Source organism: Bradyrhizobium sp. Crot121 (assembly GCF_059512385.1).
In genome coordinates this window covers 49,749-67,623 of the sequence record NZ_JCAMOR010000022.1, presented here as the reverse complement: position 1 = coordinate 67,623, position 17,875 = coordinate 49,749, and the positions used below count along the sequence as shown (strand labels likewise).

The following is a 17,875-nucleotide window of genomic DNA, read 5'->3' as shown; positions in this document are numbered from 1 at the left end:
GGAAGGTCTGGTCGGGCGAGACGGGCTTGGACTCGCTCGATGAGGCGGGCACGTGACCATACCAAGGGGAAGGCGTCGACGCCAAGGCGGCAGGCGGGCGCACCTGACCCGCTTGGCGGCCTCAAGCGATTGCGGGCTGACATCTCCCGCGATGGATTCATGATTAAGGAAGACAGTCGGCTGCTCCTTGAGCGCAGGGCGCATTTCACTTGACCGTCGAAGCGCCCGATTTGAAGATATCGAGGGGATCAGGTCATGCTGGTACAGGCTAGTCAGGCGCAATCCGGCTCCGCCCATGTGGTGGTGCTTGGCAACGAGAAGGGCGGTTCGGGCAAATCCACCACCGCCCTGCACATCGCCGTCGCCCTGATGAAGGCCGGCCAGCGGGTCGCCACCATCGATCTCGATTGCCGCCAGCAGAGCTTTACCCGCTACATCAATAACCGGCGGGCCTGGGCACGGCGCACCAATCTTGGCCTCGAAATCCCCGTGCATCATTGCATCAAATACGGCGAGACGATGCAGATCGCGGAGAACGAGAACGCCGAGTTCCAGCAGTTCATGGCGGCGATCAGCACGGTCGAGCGCAATTTCGATTTCATCGTCATCGATACGCCGGGCACGGACAGCTACCTGATGCGGCTCGCCCATTCGATGGCCGACACGCTGGTCACGCCGATCAATGACAGCTTCCTTGACTTCGACGTGCTGGGCACCATCGATCCCGTCACCTATTCGGTGACCGGCGAAAGCCATTACGCCGAGATGGTGCGCGACGTCAGGCGCAAGCGGCGCCAGGTGGACGGCACCACCACCGACTGGATCGTGGTCCGCAACCGCCTCTCGATGCTTGGGTCGCGCAACAAGCAGCTCGTCGCAAGCGGCCTGAAACAGTTGTCGCTGCGGCTCGGTTTCCGCTCGATCGACGGCTTTGCCGAGCGCGTCGTCTACCGCGAATTCTTCCCGCGCGGCCTGACCGCGCTCGACGATATCGACGAGCAGACGCTCGGCACCCGGCCCAGTATGGGCCACGTCACGGCGCGCGAGGAGGTGACTGGCCTCCTGCGCCAATTGAAGCTGCCGCTCGACGAGCGCGGCCGCCGCCGCGCGGCCAACCGGGCCGAATGGTTCAGCCAGGTCGACAAACCGCTCGAGCTCCACGACATCATCGCGACTTGAGAGGGCGGCTCACGCCGGCTGCAGGATCGTCATCTTGAAGGGGCCGCCATTGGCGGCCGCGTGCGCCACCGCCTCGTTGACGTGATCAAGGTCGAAGGTGGTAACCTCAAACAGGTCGAGCGGCAGCAGGCCTGCCCGGATCATGCCAACGAGACCGAGCGTTGCTTCCGGCGGATACATCCACACGCCGTGGATGGTGATGCATTCGCGCATGATCCAGGGGTAGGGCAATTCGAGGCCTGGGCCACCCAGCATCCCGACGCCGCCCATAAGCGCCACGCGCCCGTAGGGGCGCACCGTCATGACGGCCGCGCGCACCGTGGTTGCACTGACCGAGGGCGGCATCAGGTCGATCACGCAATCGATCGGGCCGTCAGCCGCCTCGCGCATCCGCCGGCGATCGTCCTCCTCATTGCCGGAAAGCCGGACCGGGCGCACCCTGTGGCCGAAGCGACGCCCCAGGTCGGCGAGCACCCTTTCATCGCGCCCCGGCGCCACCACGCATCTCGCGCCCATGGCGAGCGCGACCGCGACGGCGGCGCTGCCGAAATTGCCGGTGGCGCCGCTGACCAGCACCGTCTCCCCCGCCTGCAGTCTTGCCGCCAGGAAGCCGCCATACGGCACAAGGCACGTGCCGAGCGCGCACCAGGCTGGCGCGTGGACCGCATCGATCGTGCCGATGCGCTTGACGTTCTCGGTTGGGACCAGCGTCTGCTCCGCGAACGAACCGTGGCGGAAGTGCCGCTGCAGCCGCAACCCGCCTTCGCCGCCCGCGCTCCAGCCTTGCAGGGTAATGTCGGGCGAGATGGCGTCGTCGCGGGAGCGGAAGGTCGGGTCGCAATAGACCCAGTCGCCCACGGCGAGGTGCGTGGCGTCGGGCCCCACCGCGCGAACCCTTCCGATCGCGCCGGGTCCCGGCACGGCCGGCAACTCCAAGAGATAGTTTCGTTCGCCGCTGAAGACTTCGTTGGCATAGGACAGTACGCGCGTCGCCACGACGTCGACCACGACTTCACCGGTGCCGATCACCGGGTCGGTAACGGTTTCGATCGCGAGTGGCGATCCAAATGATCTCAAAACAGCAGCTTTCATGGCTCTTACCCCGCTTGAGACTGCATCATCGAAGCGCCTGTCCTGGGCAACAAGACCTGGTATTATCCTGGGATCAAGAGTCCCTCCTTTCGTCGCAGGAAGAGTCCCATGGCAGATGCCCGGCAAAGCGAACTCGGCGATTTCCTGCGCTCGCGGCGGGAGAAGCTGACACCAAAAACTGCCGGCCTTCCGATCGGACGACGCCGCCGGACGCCCGGCTTGCGCCGCGAGGAGGTGGCCGAACTCGCCGGCATCGGCGTCGATTGGTACACGCGGCTCGAACAGGGGCGCAGCGTCAGCCCTTCGCTGACGACGATCGACGCCTTGGCGCGAGCGCTACGGTTGACCAAGGCCGAGCACGCGCATCTGCGGGCGCTGATCCGCGACGCCGATCGGCGGCCGTTCATCCCGGAGGTGGTGCCACCGGCGATCCGGCGCACGATGGAGAGCTTGAACCAGCCGGCCTATATCACCGGGCGGCGCTGGGACATTCTGGCCTGGAACGATGCCGCAGAACAAACCTTCGGCTTCAGCCGACTTCCGCCAGCCGACCGCAACGTGCTCATCTGCATGCTGACCAATGAGGCGACGCGGCGTCTGTTCGGTCCATCATGGGCCGATGAAGCCCGCCGGATGGTGGCCCAGTTTCGCGCAAGTCACGATCTCTGGGCGGGCGATCCTGCCTTTCGCGACCTGCTCGCTCGGCTGCAGCACGGCTGCCAGGAATTCGCCCAATGGTGGGGGGCGCACGATATCAAAAGCAGCGTGTCCGGCCGCAAAGTGCTCAGCCATCCCAAGAGGGGCCGCCTGGCCTACGAATATGCGAGCTTTCAGGCCAATGACGACCCGGCGCTGAAACTTACCATCTACACGGCTGCCTGAACCCGTGTGACTACGGGGGAGGGTCCAAAGCTGGGAACAAACTTCAAAGTGGGCCGTTTTATTACAAATGTATTGAGCGCCTAGACCCGAATTTCGCAGGCGCCATCATAAGGTTAGGAGGAAAGCCAAATCCCACAGCTACTTGTGCGCATGCACAAGGATTAGGTGCATCGCACAACGATCAGGCGGTCAACACACAACATTTGGACTTCCCGTCACGTCGCTGTGACATATATCATCCACACGGACCGTCAGAGTCCGGACAAATGGGATATAGCGCCAGAGGCGGGCGCGCCGAGGACGAATATGAAACGTGGAATTACCGTTCTGCTTTCACTTACCGTGCTTGTTGCTGGCGCGTATTTCACCGCCAGCAAGTGGGCTATCCGTCACGAGACACTCAAATTCTATGATCCGGCGCGGGACAATCGCCTCGTTCCCGTCGACGTCGCCGTGCGCTGGGACAAGGAGATGCAGGCCAACGCCGGCATGATCACCCTGCCGGTGGCGATCCTCAACCACGGCAATACCGTCAAGAACACCGAGTATTCGTTCCTGACCAACATCTTTGCCGCGCGCGGCTATCTGGTGATCAGCCCGCAGCACGACCTGCCGACAGACCCGCCGATGGTGACCAAGGCCGGCGAGCTCTATGTCGGCCGCTTGCCGCAAATCCAGCGCGGCGTGGCCAATATCCACTTCGCTATCGACGAGATGAAGAAGCTCCAGCCTAACGCCGACTATGCCAAGGTCACCATGGTCGGACACTCGATGGGCGGCGACATCTCGATGTACTTCGCCAAGCAGTATCCCGACGAGATCAAGAAGGTCGTGACGCTGGACAATCTGCGCGTGCCGTTCCTGACCGACGGCAAGTTCAAGATCCTGTCGTTCCGCTCGAAGGATACCCATTTCAAGCCTGATCCGGGCGTCGTGCCCGATGATGAGGAGTGCGAGAAGTCAGGTATCACCGTGGTGAACACCAATTTCCAGCACAACGATATGCGCGACACCGGCCCGGACGTGGCGAAGAACTCGATCCAGGCGATGCTCGACAAGTTTCTGGTCGATAGCGACAGTGAGGTGGCGCCGGTCGACACCAGGAGTGCGCCGCCGAAGATCCTCGAACCGGGACCGGTCTCGCTCTACGTACCGGATCCCTCGACCAAGAAGGTCCAGAAGACCGAGACCGAGAAAGATCGCTCGGCCGTACCAAACTGACCTCTGGCCCCAATGCTCGGCGCATCCCGCGCGCGCATTGACGCTTTCCTGGTCTCGGCCCACATAATCCTCGCAGCAACGGCGAGGATTCATGGCTGGCGAACCGACCAAACCGAAATCCGGTAACGACATCGCTGCGCAGGCGGCCGAGGCCCGCAAGTTCGGTCGCCTGCCGGAAGCATCTCCGTCCAGCTCCGACGATATCGCCGCCTTCGTCGCCAAGGCGCGCGCGATGTCGCCGCATCAGGCCAGCGCGCGCGGAAGGCTGATTTTTGCACTCGACGCCACCATGAGCCGGCAGCCGACCTGGGACATGGCCTGCGCGCTGCAGGCGGACATGTTTCGCGAAGCCGCTTCCCTGGGCAGCCTGGATATCCGCCTGGTCTACTACCGCGGTTTCAACGAATGCCGGGCGACTGGCTGGATTTCCGACAGCGCTCACCTTGCCAGATTGATGGGCAAGATCGATTGCCAGGGCGGCAATACTCAGATCGGCAAAGTGTTGTCCGAGACGCGCCGCGAGGCGGTCGCCTCCGGGGTGCGGGCCGTGGTGTTCGTCGGCGATGCCATGGAGGAGTCCGTCGATGATCTCTGCACCAAGGCCGGCGAACTCGGGCTGCTCAAGGTACCCGTCTTCATGTTCCAGGAAGGCGGCGACGCCACCGCCGAGCAGGCGTTCCGTGAGATTGCGCGGCTGACCGGCGGCGCCTATTGCCGCTTCGATCCGGGTGCAGCGGCGCAATTGCGCGAACTGCTGCGGGCGGCTGCGGCCTACGCCGCCGGCGGCCGCGAGGCGCTGCTGCAGTTGTCGAAAACCGCAAGCGGTGCGGCCAAGTTGATCGGCCAGATGAAGTGACGGTGGTCGCCACGTCCCCTGACAGCGCACGGCGGCGCACCAGCCAGGCTGGGTCGTTGTGGGCTTGGTTCGCGATGCTTTTCCTCGCCGCCGCGATTATATTGCGCCCATGCCAACCCTGATTGCCGGCGTCGTCGCCGTTGTCACGCTTTATCTCCTGCTGCAGATGTTTCGGGCCGCCAACCCGGCGATGATGGCGCGCGCGATCAAGATCGTCGGCGGCGTGTTGTCGCTCGCGGTCGCCGCCTATACCGGAATCAGGGGCGAACTTGCTGTCGCGATCCCGCTCGGGATCTTTGGCGCCGGCCTGCTCGGCTGGTCCCCGAACGTGCTGGGCAATTTCGGCAGCATCTTCGGCGGCACGCAGCGCTCCGCCGGACAGAGCTCGCGCGTGCGCTCGAAATATCTCGACATGAGCCTCGACCACGACACCGGCGCGCTGTCGGGTCAGATCGTGGAAGGGCCGAATGCCGGCCGCTCGCTCGACGAGTTCGACCTTCAGGGATTGCTGGCGATGGCCGCCGGCTTCGACGCCGAGAGCGTCACGTTACTTGAAAGCTATCTGGACCGCCGGTTTCCCGCTTGGCGTCAGGACGCGCAGCGCAACGGGGCAGGGGGGCAACGCCGCGCGGCGCCGGGCGGCAAAATGACGGAAGAGGAGGCCTACCAGATCCTTGGCCTGCAGCCGGGAGCCTCGCGTGACGAGATCAGCCGGGCGCACCGCACTCTCATGAAGAAACTGCATCCCGACCAAGGGGGGTCGACGTACCTCGCTGCCCGTGTAAACGAGGCCAAGGATACCTTGCTTCGCACGCATTCTAGCTAACTCCGGCACGCTACCAACGCTACAAACCGAGAGTTGCCGCTGCTTCTCTGTGCTGACGCGCCCTGTCTCGCCCGCCGTTGTCCAGCGTGGTCGATCCCCTGTTCTCGAAAGCTTAACCGTAAATCCTTGCCGAGAAGTTTTCGCGAGGGAACAAGTGGCCGCGGCTGCGACAGGCCGACGCAAAAAAGCCGGCGCTAGTGGGCGCCGGCTTTGCGATTTTACGATCGGGCCGAAAGATCAGTTGCGGATGGTGATGCAGGAGATGTCGGCGCGTTTCAGCGTCCGGCACGCCGCCTCGGCCTGCTCGCGCTCGAGGCCGGCAAAGCGGGCGCGATAAAGCTTGCGGTTATCCTTGCCGACGACCGGCTCGGTGAAGGGATCGGCCTTGCCGAGGAGGCCGCGCGACTGGTTGCGCGCAAGATCGATGCGCTGGCGCGCCTCGTTCTCGCTTTCGAGTGCACCGACCTGGATGATCCAGCCGGTGTGCACGGCAGGCTGCGTGGGCTTGGCGACCGCGGCCGGCGACACCGCTTGCGGCTGGAGCGCGGCGACCGTCTGCGGCGAGGAGGTGGGCTGCTGCAGGCTCGACGCGGGCAACACACCGAGGATGCCATTGCCGGTGCCGAACCCGGCAGGCTGCGGCGGCATTTCGGCTCTGGCTGCGGACCTTGCGGCGTCGGTCTTGGCGACGTCGGCGCTTGCCACGACGGCGCTGGAGGTCTCGGCGACTTCCGGACGGGGTGGGATCGCATTGGTGACCGGTGGTGCCGGCTGGGATGGCGCGGCGGAGGCGAGCTTGGTGCCGCCGGCCTTGACCTGAACCGTCTTCACCTTGACCGGCTTCATCGGCTCGGCCGAGCCGGGAATGATCGCCATCGGCTGGCTCTGGATCACGCCGTTGGTCAGGGGCGCGGGTTCGGATTTGGGCTCCGGCCTCGCCGCTGGCTCAATCTTCGCTGGCGGCGGGGGAAGGGCGGCGGCCGCTGCGGCCATCAGCGATGCCTTTGCGGCCGGGCGCGGGGCCGCCGGCGTGAGCGCTGCCATTGCGGGCTCAGCGGAGGCGGCGGCGCCGGAAGTGACCTGCGCCGGCTGGTCGTTGCCGCGCGACGGCGTATCAGCTTCCGCGATATTGGTATTGCCATCCGCGACGTTCTTCTCGGTGATGGCGGCGGCGGTGCGGATCGTTGCGCCCTTCTCGAGGTTCTCGGCGAGCAGGCTGCGCATGATGGCGTCGCGCGAGCCGCCGCTGCGGCCACCCAACACCACGCCGATCAGATGGCGGTTGCCGCGGCGCATCGAACTGACGAGATTGAAGCCGGAGGCGCGGGTGTAGCCGGTCTTGATGCCGTCGATGCCCTCCACCTTGCCGAGCAGGTGGTTGTGATTGCGGATCGACTGTCCCCGATAATTGAACACGGTGGTCGAGAAATACCGATAGTAGCGCGGGAACCGATCCTGGATCGCGCGGCCGAGGGTGGCTTGGTCGCGCGCGGTCGTCACCTGCTCATCATTGGGCAGGCCTGATGCGTTGCGGTAGACCGTCTTGCTCATGCCGAGCGAACGGGCCTTCCGCGTCATCATCTTGGCGAAATCATCCTCATCGCCGCCAATGGCTTCGGCGATCACGACGGCGGCGTCATTGGCGGAACGCGTCACCAGGCCCTTGATGGCGTCTTCGACCCTGATGGTCTGGCCGGGCCGGAGGCCAAGCTTGGTAGGAGACTGCTCCGAAGCGTGCTCCGATACCTGCATTTCCGTATCCAGCTTCATCCTGCCGGCTTCGAGGCGCTCGAACAGCAGATAAAGCGTCATGATCTTGGTCAGCGAGGCCGGGTGACGAAGACCATCGGGATTGTTGGATGCCAGCACCGAGCCGGAATTGCCGTCGACGATGATGGAAGAGAATTGGGGGCTATAGCTGTCGCGATCCACCTGATGAGAGCGCACGTGATGGCGGTGGCGGGAGCGACGCGCCTCGGCGCTCTCGCTGGAGATCAGGATCGCCGTGGTGAAGGTGATGAGCCCGAGAACGCCAACTCGCAAGACACGCGAGGAAGCGAAGGTTGTACGAAGCATTTACTTCCCCGTCCCAATTTCTATCTTGATCACCGGCCCGTGGGGCAAAATTGTGCCCGCCGGCCCGCTGACATCACCCTGTTCGACGATGGCTTCCGGAAACGAGGCTCCGGTTGCATCGGCCGGCAAGGGTCGCTGTTCTGGCTAAGATGCTGTTCACAAACAGTTTTCAGGCTGCTTGTCGGAAGATGAACCCGTTCGGGAATCAAGGTTAGGCCTGCCGAGTTTCCAAAAGCTTAATTAAGCGTTGCGTAAAGACCCGGGGTTTTCGGCAAATTCGAACAATTTGTGCAATGCACAATATCGCTTGACTTGATTGTGCGCCGCACTAGTTTGACGGCGCGTTCGGGGAGTCGGCTCCGTGCCGACAATGGGTTTGCGCAAAAAGTCTTGGGAAAGGATTCCAATGGTCAAGGTTGAAGACATTCAGAACTACGGAAAAGAGCAGATTGAGACGATCACAGCTTCGGCGAACAATCTGCAGAGCGGCGTCCAGGCGATCGCGACCGCCTATGGCGACTACGCGAAGAAGTCGTTCGAGGACACCAAGTCGTTTGTGGAAAAGCTGTCCGGCGTGAAGTCGCTCGAGAAAGCGCTGGAAGCCCAGACCGAGTATGCCCGCTCGGCCTACGAGACCTTCGTTGCCGAATCGCAGAAGATCGCCGGCCTCTACAGCGACTGCGCCAAGCAGACTTTCAAGCCGTTCGAGGGCCTGGTCGCTAGATTCAACCCGACGCATTAATCGGCGCTGCCTTAGTTTCCAAACGAAAAGCCCGGCCTTTGGCCGGGCTTTTCTGTTCGTCGAGGGGACGGTAGCTACCGCGCGACACGCAGCTTGGACAGCGAGTTCCCGATCGAAGTGAAGGCCGTCATGATCTGGGTTGAGGACGTCACGGTTGAGAATTTGTCTGAGCTGCTGGCACAGTACTTCAGAATTTGGGATGTTGGATCACCACTGGTATTCACGTGCATCGTATAGATGGTGATGCCCTGACCCTTGATGTTGTCGCACTGAATGCGCTGGCGGGCGTCGATCTGGCCATTAAATTGGACTTGGCCGTTTCCGTATGATGGCCAGCGGTCCTGGGTGTTCAGACCGTCGGACATCACGATCAGGACCTTCTGATAGGTGTAGTTGGGATCCTCGGCGGGTGCATTGAGCGGCGCGCCTTGGGTGAGGGACTGCCATCCCCACGCGATTCCGATCGGCTGATTGGTGCCGCCATTGGGTACGAGGGAATCGACCTTGTTCTTCAGGGCGGCAAAATCATAGGTGAGTGGCATCAGTTGGGGCGGGCATGCGTCATACTGATCGGCGTAGAACCGAGTGGACGGGAGAGAAGTGTTGATGGTTGGTGTGGTATTCAGCGTATCGTAGTCCTGGTCGCGGTCCGTCACGCAGCCGTTCCAGGTGGTGTGATTGTTCGTCTTCCAGGTCTTGCCGGCGGCGGTGCAACTGCTGCTGTTCTTATAGGAGGTGTTGCTGCAGGTCCCATTGACCGCATCCCACTCGCTCCAGTTGATCCAGGGTTGATTGTAGTTGCCGGGACCGGCGTTGACCTCCTTGGCGAACGGAACGAGCGAGATGTAGACATCGCCTGGATTCTTTGCGAGCGCAGCGAGCTGATCGATCAGGGCCTTTGCGGCAGGCTTCAGGGCGGCCATCTTGCCGTCGTTCTGCATCGAACCGGTCACGTCGAGTACCAGCGCAACCCGCATCCGAACCGTGCCCCAGAGAGAGGTGGAGCTGAGGTTGAAGCCGAGAGTGTCAAGGCTCGCGAACTTCAAGAATTCGGTATTCACGCTGCCGGAGCCATCGACCTTGATGGTCGAGCCGTTTCCGGTATTCTGCGTATAACTCGCGTTGATCGTCACCGATTGGGCATCGGGGTTAGTGTAGAGCGCGGCGAAATATTTCCGCGCCGCCGTGGTGACGTCCGAGGTCGATATCCTGCCGTCGGTCAGATCTTTCGCCACCATCAGCGCCGTCGAGTCGAGCGCCGCCTGCATCGAGGAGCGGGCGCTGTTGGCGCGGGAATAGTCGATCGCGGCACCGACGAGGGTGATGATCGGAACCGCAGCCAAGGCAAAAATTACCGCTATATTGCCTTGATCCGCGCCGGCGAACCGGCGGGCCGCTGTACGAAGGCGGTCGAAAATGGCTGTAACGGACATGGCGTTCACCGCAATCTGGTTGGTGCCGCCATTTCTCAGTGCGCCGCTAAATAGGTGGTAAACCGGTCCTCATAAAAACGGGTCAAAGCCAAGGCAAAAGCCGAACGACGGGGACGAAAGCGGACCTATTGTCAATGGTCGCTAAACGAGTAGTCGGCTTCCTTTGTCAAACCCGCCAGAAACGATTAACCTTCGCATGAGCGTCGAGACCCGGGAGTCGGGCCGGCCGGCCCCGTGTGAGCCACGCATCTGTGCTTGCAGCGGGACAAAGCCGGGCCCATATTGCCTTTTGCCGATCCAGCAAAGGATCGGACCGGGAAACGGCGATCTCTCGAGCGTGCTGGAAGTTCCGTGACGACTGTTTTCGGCGTTGCGCAACCTCCAAGTGCGTTGCGTGTTTCCTTTGGGGATGTCGAACGCCTGAGCCATGTCGCAGACAGTTTTTGCAACCAATTCGCCCATATCGGCGCTTGCCGCGCCATCAGCGCCCCGGATGAGCAACGATGAGGGCCGTAGTGGGGGGGCCACCGGAGGTCCGTCCACTTCGGTCATTACCAAGGTCAAGCCGAAGACCAAGCGCCCGAATTTGTACCGCGTCCTGATCTTGAACGATGACTACACTCCGATGGAGTTCGTCGTTCATGTCTTAGAGAAGTTCTTCAACAAGGACGCGGAAGCGGCGACCAAGATCATGCTACACGTCCACCACCATGGCATCGGGGAGTGCGGGGTTTTCACCTATGAGATCGCCGAGACCAAGGTGACCCAGGTGATGGATTTTGCGCGGAAGCACCAGCATCCGCTGCAATGTGTGATGGAAAAGAAGTAACGCGGGCCCAACGTCGAGCAGACCCGCCACGAAGCGGAACGGGTCTTGCATTTAATTCGCCTGACGGAAGCGCGCTTTGCCCGATGGAAGCGGATGATGTTCCCGCTGACTGGAGGGATGTGGCTCTCGGTCGCGGCGCCTTTGCTCGATTGGCTGACCGCTGCGCGAAGCCGGGCTTTCGCCACGATCGTGCGTGACTATATGACAGGGGATGACGAAGGTTGTTGTTGCCTGACCGGGCAATGGCGATCATGATGGCCGGGGGCCACAGAGGAAGCGAATGCCTACTTTTTCCCAAAGCCTTGAACAATCCCTGCATCGTGCATTGGCGATTGCAAACGAGCGTCACCATCAATACGCGACGCTTGAACACCTTCTGCTGTCGCTGATCGATGACTCGGATGCGGCCGCGGTGATGCGGGCCTGCAGCGTTGATCTCGACAAGCTCAGGACCAGTCTCGTCAACTATCTTGAGACCGAATTCGAAAACCTTGTGACTGATGGCGCCGATGACGCGAAGCCGACCGCCGGTTTCCAGCGCGTGATCCAGCGCGCGGTGATCCATGTGCAGTCCTCGGGTCGCGAAGAAGTGACCGGCGCCAATGTGCTGATCGCGATCTTCGCCGAGCGCGAAAGCCACGCTGCCTATTTCCTGCAAGAGCAGGACATGACGCGCTACGACGCGGTCAACTACATCAGCCACGGCATCGCCAAGCGGCCGGGCGTCTCCGAGGCGCGGCCGGTGCGCGGCGTCGACGAGGAGACCGAGGCCAAGGGCAATGAGGACGCCAAGAAGAAGGGCGAGGCGCTCGAGACCTATTGCGTCAACCTCAACAAGAAGGCGCGTGACGGCAAGATCGATCCGGTGATCGGGCGCAATGCCGAGATCAGCCGCGCGATCCAGGTGCTGTGCCGCCGGCAGAAGAACAATCCGCTGTTCGTCGGCGAAGCCGGCGTCGGCAAGACCGCGATCGCGGAGGGACTGGCCAAGCGCATCGTCGACAGCGAAGTGCCGGAAGTGCTGGCCGCGGCCACCGTGTTCTCGCTGGACATGGGAACGCTGCTTGCCGGTACGCGCTATCGCGGTGATTTCGAGGAGCGCCTGAAGCAGGTGCTGAAGGAACTCGAGGCGCACCCGAACGCGATCCTGTTCATCGACGAAATCCATACCGTGATCGGCGCCGGCGCCACGTCGGGCGGCGCGATGGATGCGTCCAACCTACTCAAGCCCGCGTTGGCTTCGGGCACCATCCGCTGCATGGGCTCGACGACCTACAAGGAATACCGCCAGCATTTCGAGAAGGACCGCGCCCTGGTGCGCCGGTTCCAGAAGATCGACGTCAACGAGCCGACGGTGGAAGACGCGATTGCGATCCTCAAGGGCCTCAAGCCCTATTTCGAGGATTACCATCGGCTGAAATACACCAATGAGGCGATCGAGGCGGCGGTGCAGCTTTCGTCGCGGTACATCCACGATCGCAAATTGCCTGACAAGGCGATCGACGTGATCGACGAGTCCGGTGCGGCGCAGATGCTGGTCGCCGAGAACAAGCGCAAGAAGACGATCGGCATCAAGGAGATCGAGACCACGATCGCGACCATGGCGCGGATTCCGCCCAAGAGCGTGTCGAAGGACGATGCCGAGGTGCTGAAGCACCTTGAGCAGACCCTGAAGCGCGTGGTGTTCGGTCAGGACAAGGCGATCGAGTCGCTATCGGCCTCGATCAAGCTGGCGCGTGCCGGCTTGCGCGAACCGGAAAAGCCGATCGGCTGCTACCTGTTCTCGGGCCCGACCGGCGTCGGCAAGACCGAGGTGGCAAAACAGCTTGCGGCGTCGCTCGGCGTCGAGCTGCTGCGCTTCGACATGTCCGAGTACATGGAGCGGCACACGGTGTCGCGCCTGATCGGTGCACCTCCCGGCTATGTCGGCTTCGACCAGGGCGGCCTCTTGACCGACGGCGTGGACCAGCATCCGCATTGCGTGGTGCTGCTCGACGAAATCGAGAAGGCGCATCCGGATCTCTACAACGTGTTGCTGCAGATCATGGATCACGGCAGGCTGACCGACCATAACGGCAAGCAGGTCAACTTCCGCAACGTGATCCTGATCATGACCACGAATGCCGGCGCGGCGGATCTCGCCAGGCAGGCCTTCGGTTTCACCCGCAGCAAGCGGGAAGGCGACGACCACGAGGCGATCAATCGCCAGTTCGCGCCGGAATTCCGCAACCGGCTGGATGCGATCGTCTCCTTTGCGCATCTTAATGCCGACGTGATCGGCATGGTGGTCGAGAAGTTCGTGCTTCAGCTCGAGGCGCAGCTTGCGGACCGCGACGTCACCATCGAACTGTCCGAGCCCGCAAAGGCCTGGCTGATCGAGAACGGCTATGATGAGCAGATGGGTGCCCGCCCGATGGCGCGGGTGATCCAGGAGCACATCAAGAAGCCGCTGGCCGATGAAGTGCTGTTCGGTCATCTCAAGGGCGGCGGCCATGTCCGTGTCATCCTGGTCAAGGACGAGGCGACCGGCAAAGACAAGATCGGCTTCGAGTTCGTCGAAGGCCCGGTCACGCCGAAGCCGGAGAAGCTCCCGGGCGCCCGCAAGCGCAAGCCGAAGCCGGGCGGTCCCAATGGCGGCGGCGGCTCCAAGGGGCCGGCGCGCGGGCCGCTGGTGAAGGTCTGACAGCGTTCTGATCGATACTAAAAAGGCCGGCTGCAAAGCCGGCCTTTTTCATGTCGGGATTACGCCGCGCTCTCGCGAATACCCTTCGCGATTTCCTTCTGCGCGTCGAAATCGCGACGAAGCCGCGCCAGTTCCTCGGCGCTCAGCGCATCGGCGTTGCTGTAGTCGCGCTTCCAGGAAGGATCGGCGCTCCAGCGCAGCGGCGATTGCACCGTGGTCTGCGGTCCCGGCGCGGACTCAAGCACACGCAGCGCGAGTTCGAACGTGAATGCCTGCGAAGCCGGGTCCTGCGGCTTGCCGGCTGAATTGCCGAGCGGGAAATCGCTGAACAGGAAGCGCGGCACGGCGGCGTGCTCGACGATATCCTTCGCGCAGCCCATCACGACGGTCGAAATGCCGTTCGCTTCGAGATGCCGTGCCACCAGGCTGACGGTCTGGTGGCACACCGGGCAATTCGGCACAAGCACCGCGGCATCGACGCCATCAGCGCGGCAGCGCGCCAGGATGTCCGGCGCATCGGTCTCAATGGTGACGCGGTGGCTGCGGTTGGTGGGCGCGCCGAAGAAGCGCGGCGCGATCTCGCCGATCCGTCCTTCCTGCGCCAGCCGCCGCAATTGCGGCAACGGGAACCAGGTGCCGCTGTCCTCGGCCGAGCTGTGCACGCGGTCATAGGCGATATGGGAAATGCGCAGATCGTGCTGCTTCGATGTGTCGCCGTCATAGACCTGATAAAACTTGGCGCCGCCGTTATATTTCGCCCCCGGTCCCTGATCGCCCTTGGCGGGATCGAACGGCGCCGCCGTGGTGATGATGGCGACGCGGGATTCGGCGAGCGACTTGCGCAGCGGCTGGAACGGCGCGCTGGTGTAATGCGCCCAGCGGTAGGGCGTCGTGTAGCCGATGGCCGCATAGTAGTCGCGCGTGCGTTTCATATAGCCGATCGGCGCATCGTCGTCGGGTGCGAAGTCGAGCTGCTGGTCGGACGTTGTTGTCATCTCGTGTGCTCCGAGTGATCAAGCCGGAAGCGACAGGCAATGGTCGAGCAAATTCGGATGGGTCGCGCAGATATGATGTGCGCCGGCGCCCTTCAGCTCCTCTTCGCTGCCATAGCCGTAGAGGACGCCGATGGCCGTCATGCCGTTGCTCCGCGCGCCGACGATATCGTGGCTGCGGTCGCCGATCATGATCGCCTGCGTCGGATCCACCTTCGCCGTATCGAGCGCATGCCGCAGCAGCTCGGTCTTGTCGGTGCGCGTGCCGTCGAGCTCCGAGCCGAACACCTGTTCGAAATAGGGACGCAGGCCGAAATGGTCGATGATCCGCTCGGCATAGACCGCGGGCTTGCTGGTGGCGATGAACATGCGCGGATGCGAGGCGGCCAGCGCGGACAGCGTCTCCTGGATGCCGTGATAGGTCTCGTTCTCGAACAGACCGATATCGGCGAACCGCTCGCGATAAAGTGTCAACGCCCGATCTGCGAGCGCATCGCTGCCGACCAGTTTCTTCAAGCTCGCGTGCAGGGGAGGGCCGATGCACCAGGTCAATTCGTCTTCGCTTGGGATCGCCTGGCCCAGTCGCTCGAGGGCATATTGGATCGAACGGGTGATCCCGGGCTTGGGATTGGTCAACGTGCCGTCGAGATCAAAATAGATTGTGCGCATTTCGGCCCTGGGGCGTTGATAATGCCCAAGTTTGCTAGTTGGCCCGCCGCCTAAGTCAAGGACTGATTTGTCAGGTCTGAGATGATGCGAATAATCCCGCATTTCAGTGCCGCTTTCGCGATCTTGCTGTGGCTGGCACCGGCGGCGGCCGAGGAGCCTGACAGCCGCGTCGTGCACCCGAGCGTCGAGGAACTCGCGCAACCCCCGGAAAAGTCTGAGACCGCGCGCGAGAGCGAGGCGCGGGAGGCGATGTGCCTGATGATCGAATCTGCTGCACGGGCGAACGATCTGCCGCTCGAATTCTTTGCCCGCGTGATCTGGCAGGAGAGCCGGTTTCAGCCCGATGCGGTGGGCCCGATGACGCGGAACGGCCAGCGCGCGCAGGGCATCGCGCAGTTCATGCCGGGAACGGCGAACGAGCGCGGCCTGCTCGATCCCTTCAATCCCGTGCAGGCGCTGCCGAAGTCGGCCGAATTCCTCAGCGAGCTTCGCAGCCAGTTCGGCAATCTCGGCCTTGCCGCCGCAGCCTACAATGCCGGTCCGCGCCGCGTGCAGGACTGGCTCGCCGGCACCGGCTACATGCCGCAGGAAACGCGCAACTATGTATACGCGATCACCGGCTCCAGCGTCGACGAATGGGCGTCCGCCGCCCGCAATGGCAAGGTGCCCACACGCCCGCAGACCTCGAGCTGCCGCGAATTGATGGCGCTCTTGAAGCGCGCGCCGAACCCGTTCGTTGCCGGCCTTGAACGGCACGTTACGCTCGCCGCTGCAAAGGTCTGGGGCGTTCAGCTTGCCGCTGGCTTCAACCGCGACAAGGCGCTCGCGATGTATGCGCGCGCGATGAAGAGCCTGAGCGCCGTGATCGGTGATCAGGACCCGAGCCTGTTCAGCGCACCCCTGCGCACGCGCGGGACCGCCACCTTCTATCAGGTGCGCATCGGCGCCGACACGCGGCCCGAGGCCGACAATCTCTGTAACCGCATCCGCAAAGCCGGCGGCGCCTGTTTTGTGTTACGGAACAGGGTGTGAGCGGGCAAGATTCGTCATTGCGAGGAGCGAAAGCGACGAAGCAATCCATCTCTCCGCAAGCGGCGGCATGGATTGCTTCGCGGAGCCTGTCATCGGGCGGCGCTACGCGCCGACCCGGTGGCTCGCAATGATGTTGGGGCGCGGCTGCATGCCAGCCCTGATACCCGCTTGCTTGACGTGGCCCGGCTTCATCAGCCCTATGCCGCTCAATTCAAACCTCTCTCCGGTCCTCCGTGGCGCTTCCTCCGCTTGATTCTCCGCAATGGCACAGCTCGTTCCGCGCCTTCTTCTGGGGCGTGCGGTCGGTCGGCTCGACCATCCTGGCGCTGGTGCTGTTCGCGACCTATCTCGGCATCGGGGCGCTGGCGCATGACACGCATTTCTCGCTGGCCTGGACGCTCGCGAGCACGGTGTTTGTCTGGGCTGGACCGGCGCAGATCATCCTGGTGTCGACGCTGGGCTCCGGCGCGACCATCCTGCAGTCGGCGATTGCGGTGAGCGTCAGCGCCATCCGCCTGTTTCCGATGGTGGTGTCAGTCTTGCCAATGATGCGGACGCCAAAGACAAAACGGCGGCACCTGATCCTGGTGGCGCATCTCACCGCGGTGACGCTGTGGGTCGAATGCCATCGCTTTCTGCCACAGGTGCCGCGGGAGCGCCGCATCGCCTTCATTCATGGGCTCGGCTGCGGATTGGTCTTTCTCTCAGTGGTGGCCAACACGATCGGCTATTTGCTGGCGGCCAATCTTTCGCAGCTCTTCGCCGCGGCGATCCTGATGCTGACGCCCCTGGCGTTCCTGTTCTCGACCGCGCGCAATTGCCGCGAATTGGCCGACGGCATCGCGCTCGCGCTCGGACTGGCACTGTATCCATTGGCGACGCTGCTCAACAGCGGCCTCGACATCCTGGTCAGTGGCGTCGTCGCCGGCACCATCGCCTATGGCGTGCACCGGGCAAGGGCAAAGGCGATCGCATGAGCACCTTCATCGGCGACTGGCACGCGCTCGTGGTCTTGTTCGTGGCCGGCGTGATCCCGAACCAGATCTGGCGGATGCTGGGCCTGTGGTTCGGCGGCGGGCTCCACGAGGGCTCGGAGCTTCTTGTGTGGGTGAGGGCTGTCGCGACCGCAATTCTTGCCGGCGTCATCGCGCAGATCGTGGTGCAGCCGCCCGGCGCGCTCGCAAGCGTTCCGGCCCTATTGCGCTATGGCGCCGTGGCCGCAGGCTTTGCCGCGTTCATGCTGTCGCGGAGGTCGATCTTCGCAGGCGTTGCAATCGGCGAAGTGATCCTGGTCGGCGGCCAATGGTGGCTCGGCTGATTGCAGCCGCCGCGCAATGCGTTACTGTCGATCGGCAAGCAGCTA

General features: G+C 63.0%; 16 protein-coding genes. 11 read left to right on the top strand and 5 right to left on the bottom strand.

What is annotated here, in order from left to right; translation table 11 throughout:
• Positions 1-255: 255 nt before the first annotated feature.
• Complete coding sequence (locus AC5ZGW_RS20455) at positions 256-1,179, top strand: division plane positioning ATPase MipZ (RefSeq protein ID WP_130230824.1); 924 nt, start codon at positions 256-258, stop codon at positions 1,177-1,179.
• A 9-nt stretch (positions 1,180-1,188) separates the two neighbouring features.
• On the opposite strand, the gene AC5ZGW_RS20450 is transcribed toward AC5ZGW_RS20455, so the two are convergent.
• A complete protein-coding gene (locus tag AC5ZGW_RS20450; RefSeq protein WP_130230826.1) occupies positions 1,189-2,271 on the bottom strand; it encodes a zinc-binding dehydrogenase in 1,083 nt (360 codons plus the stop codon).
• A 108-nt stretch (positions 2,272-2,379) separates the two neighbouring features.
• Between AC5ZGW_RS20450 and AC5ZGW_RS20445 the strand changes: the two genes are divergently transcribed.
• From AC5ZGW_RS20445 to AC5ZGW_RS20430, 4 genes are all read left to right on the top strand, one after another.
• On the top strand, positions 2,380-3,153 hold the full coding sequence (locus AC5ZGW_RS20445) for a helix-turn-helix transcriptional regulator (RefSeq protein WP_130230828.1): 774 nt from the start codon (positions 2,380-2,382) through the stop codon (positions 3,151-3,153).
• Positions 3,154-3,459: 306 nt separating this feature from the next.
• The gene (locus AC5ZGW_RS20440; RefSeq protein ID WP_130230830.1) at positions 3,460-4,374 is read left to right on the top strand and encodes an alpha/beta fold hydrolase; all 915 of its coding nucleotides are present in this window, start codon (positions 3,460-3,462) and stop codon (positions 4,372-4,374) included.
• A gap of 91 nt (positions 4,375-4,465) precedes the next feature.
• Positions 4,466-5,230, top strand: a complete 765-nt coding sequence (locus AC5ZGW_RS20435) for a vWA domain-containing protein (protein WP_130230832.1) — start codon at positions 4,466-4,468, stop codon at positions 5,228-5,230.
• 109 nt (positions 5,231-5,339) lie between these two features.
• The gene (locus AC5ZGW_RS20430) at positions 5,340-6,056 is read left to right on the top strand and encodes a DnaJ domain-containing protein (protein WP_130230834.1); all 717 of its coding nucleotides are present in this window, start codon (positions 5,340-5,342) and stop codon (positions 6,054-6,056) included.
• Positions 6,057-6,293: 237 nt separating this feature from the next.
• Here AC5ZGW_RS20430 and AC5ZGW_RS20425 read toward each other — a convergent pair whose 3' ends face one another.
• Positions 6,294-8,132 carry a serine hydrolase gene (locus AC5ZGW_RS20425; protein ID WP_463327597.1) on the bottom strand — a complete coding sequence of 613 codons (1,839 nt, stop codon included), beginning with the start codon at positions 8,130-8,132 and terminating at the stop codon, positions 6,294-6,296.
• 406 nt (positions 8,133-8,538) lie between these two features.
• Here AC5ZGW_RS20425 and AC5ZGW_RS20420 point away from each other — a divergent pair, with 406 nt between their 5' ends.
• Positions 8,539-8,874, top strand: coding sequence for a phasin family protein (locus AC5ZGW_RS20420; protein ID WP_028163972.1), 336 nt, complete (start codon positions 8,539-8,541; stop codon positions 8,872-8,874).
• A gap of 74 nt (positions 8,875-8,948) precedes the next feature.
• Here AC5ZGW_RS20420 and AC5ZGW_RS20415 read toward each other — a convergent pair whose 3' ends face one another.
• Positions 8,949-10,307, bottom strand: coding sequence for a TadE/TadG family type IV pilus assembly protein (locus AC5ZGW_RS20415; RefSeq protein ID WP_130228741.1), 1,359 nt, complete (start codon positions 10,305-10,307; stop codon positions 8,949-8,951).
• A gap of 493 nt (positions 10,308-10,800) precedes the next feature.
• Between AC5ZGW_RS20415 and clpS the strand changes: the two genes are divergently transcribed.
• Both clpS and clpA read left to right on the top strand, forming a co-directional pair.
• Entirely contained in the window at positions 10,801-11,136 is a 336-nt protein-coding gene (clpS, locus tag AC5ZGW_RS20410) for an ATP-dependent Clp protease adapter ClpS (RefSeq protein WP_165435454.1), read from the top strand.
• Positions 11,137-11,416: 280 nt separating this feature from the next.
• Positions 11,417-13,819, top strand: coding sequence for an ATP-dependent Clp protease ATP-binding subunit ClpA (clpA, locus tag AC5ZGW_RS20405; RefSeq protein WP_130228739.1), 2,403 nt, complete (start codon positions 11,417-11,419; stop codon positions 13,817-13,819).
• A gap of 59 nt (positions 13,820-13,878) precedes the next feature.
• Here clpA and AC5ZGW_RS20400 read toward each other — a convergent pair whose 3' ends face one another.
• Both AC5ZGW_RS20400 and AC5ZGW_RS20395 read right to left on the bottom strand, forming a co-directional pair.
• Positions 13,879-14,814: a glycine/sarcosine/betaine reductase selenoprotein B family protein gene (locus tag AC5ZGW_RS20400; RefSeq protein WP_130228738.1), complete on the bottom strand. Its 936-nt coding sequence runs from the start codon at positions 14,812-14,814 to the stop codon at positions 13,879-13,881.
• A gap of 18 nt (positions 14,815-14,832) precedes the next feature.
• Positions 14,833-15,480 carry an HAD family hydrolase gene (locus AC5ZGW_RS20395; RefSeq protein ID WP_028163967.1) on the bottom strand — a complete coding sequence of 216 codons (648 nt, stop codon included), beginning with the start codon at positions 15,478-15,480 and terminating at the stop codon, positions 14,833-14,835.
• A gap of 84 nt (positions 15,481-15,564) precedes the next feature.
• Between AC5ZGW_RS20395 and AC5ZGW_RS20390 the strand changes: the two genes are divergently transcribed.
• From AC5ZGW_RS20390 to AC5ZGW_RS20380, 3 genes are all read left to right on the top strand, one after another.
• A complete protein-coding gene (locus tag AC5ZGW_RS20390) occupies positions 15,565-16,512 on the top strand; it encodes a transglycosylase SLT domain-containing protein (protein ID WP_463327607.1) in 948 nt (315 codons plus the stop codon).
• Between the two features lie 233 nt (positions 16,513-16,745).
• Positions 16,746-17,489 (top strand): AzlC family ABC transporter permease, encoded by a 744-nt coding sequence (locus AC5ZGW_RS20385; protein ID WP_130228736.1) that lies wholly within the window; start codon positions 16,746-16,748, stop codon positions 17,487-17,489.
• Positions 17,486-17,830 carry an AzlD domain-containing protein gene (locus tag AC5ZGW_RS20380; protein ID WP_130228735.1) on the top strand — a complete coding sequence of 115 codons (345 nt, stop codon included), beginning with the start codon at positions 17,486-17,488 and terminating at the stop codon, positions 17,828-17,830. Before AC5ZGW_RS20385 ends, AC5ZGW_RS20380 begins: the two co-directional genes overlap by 4 nt.
• Positions 17,831-17,875: the final 45 nt, after the last annotated feature.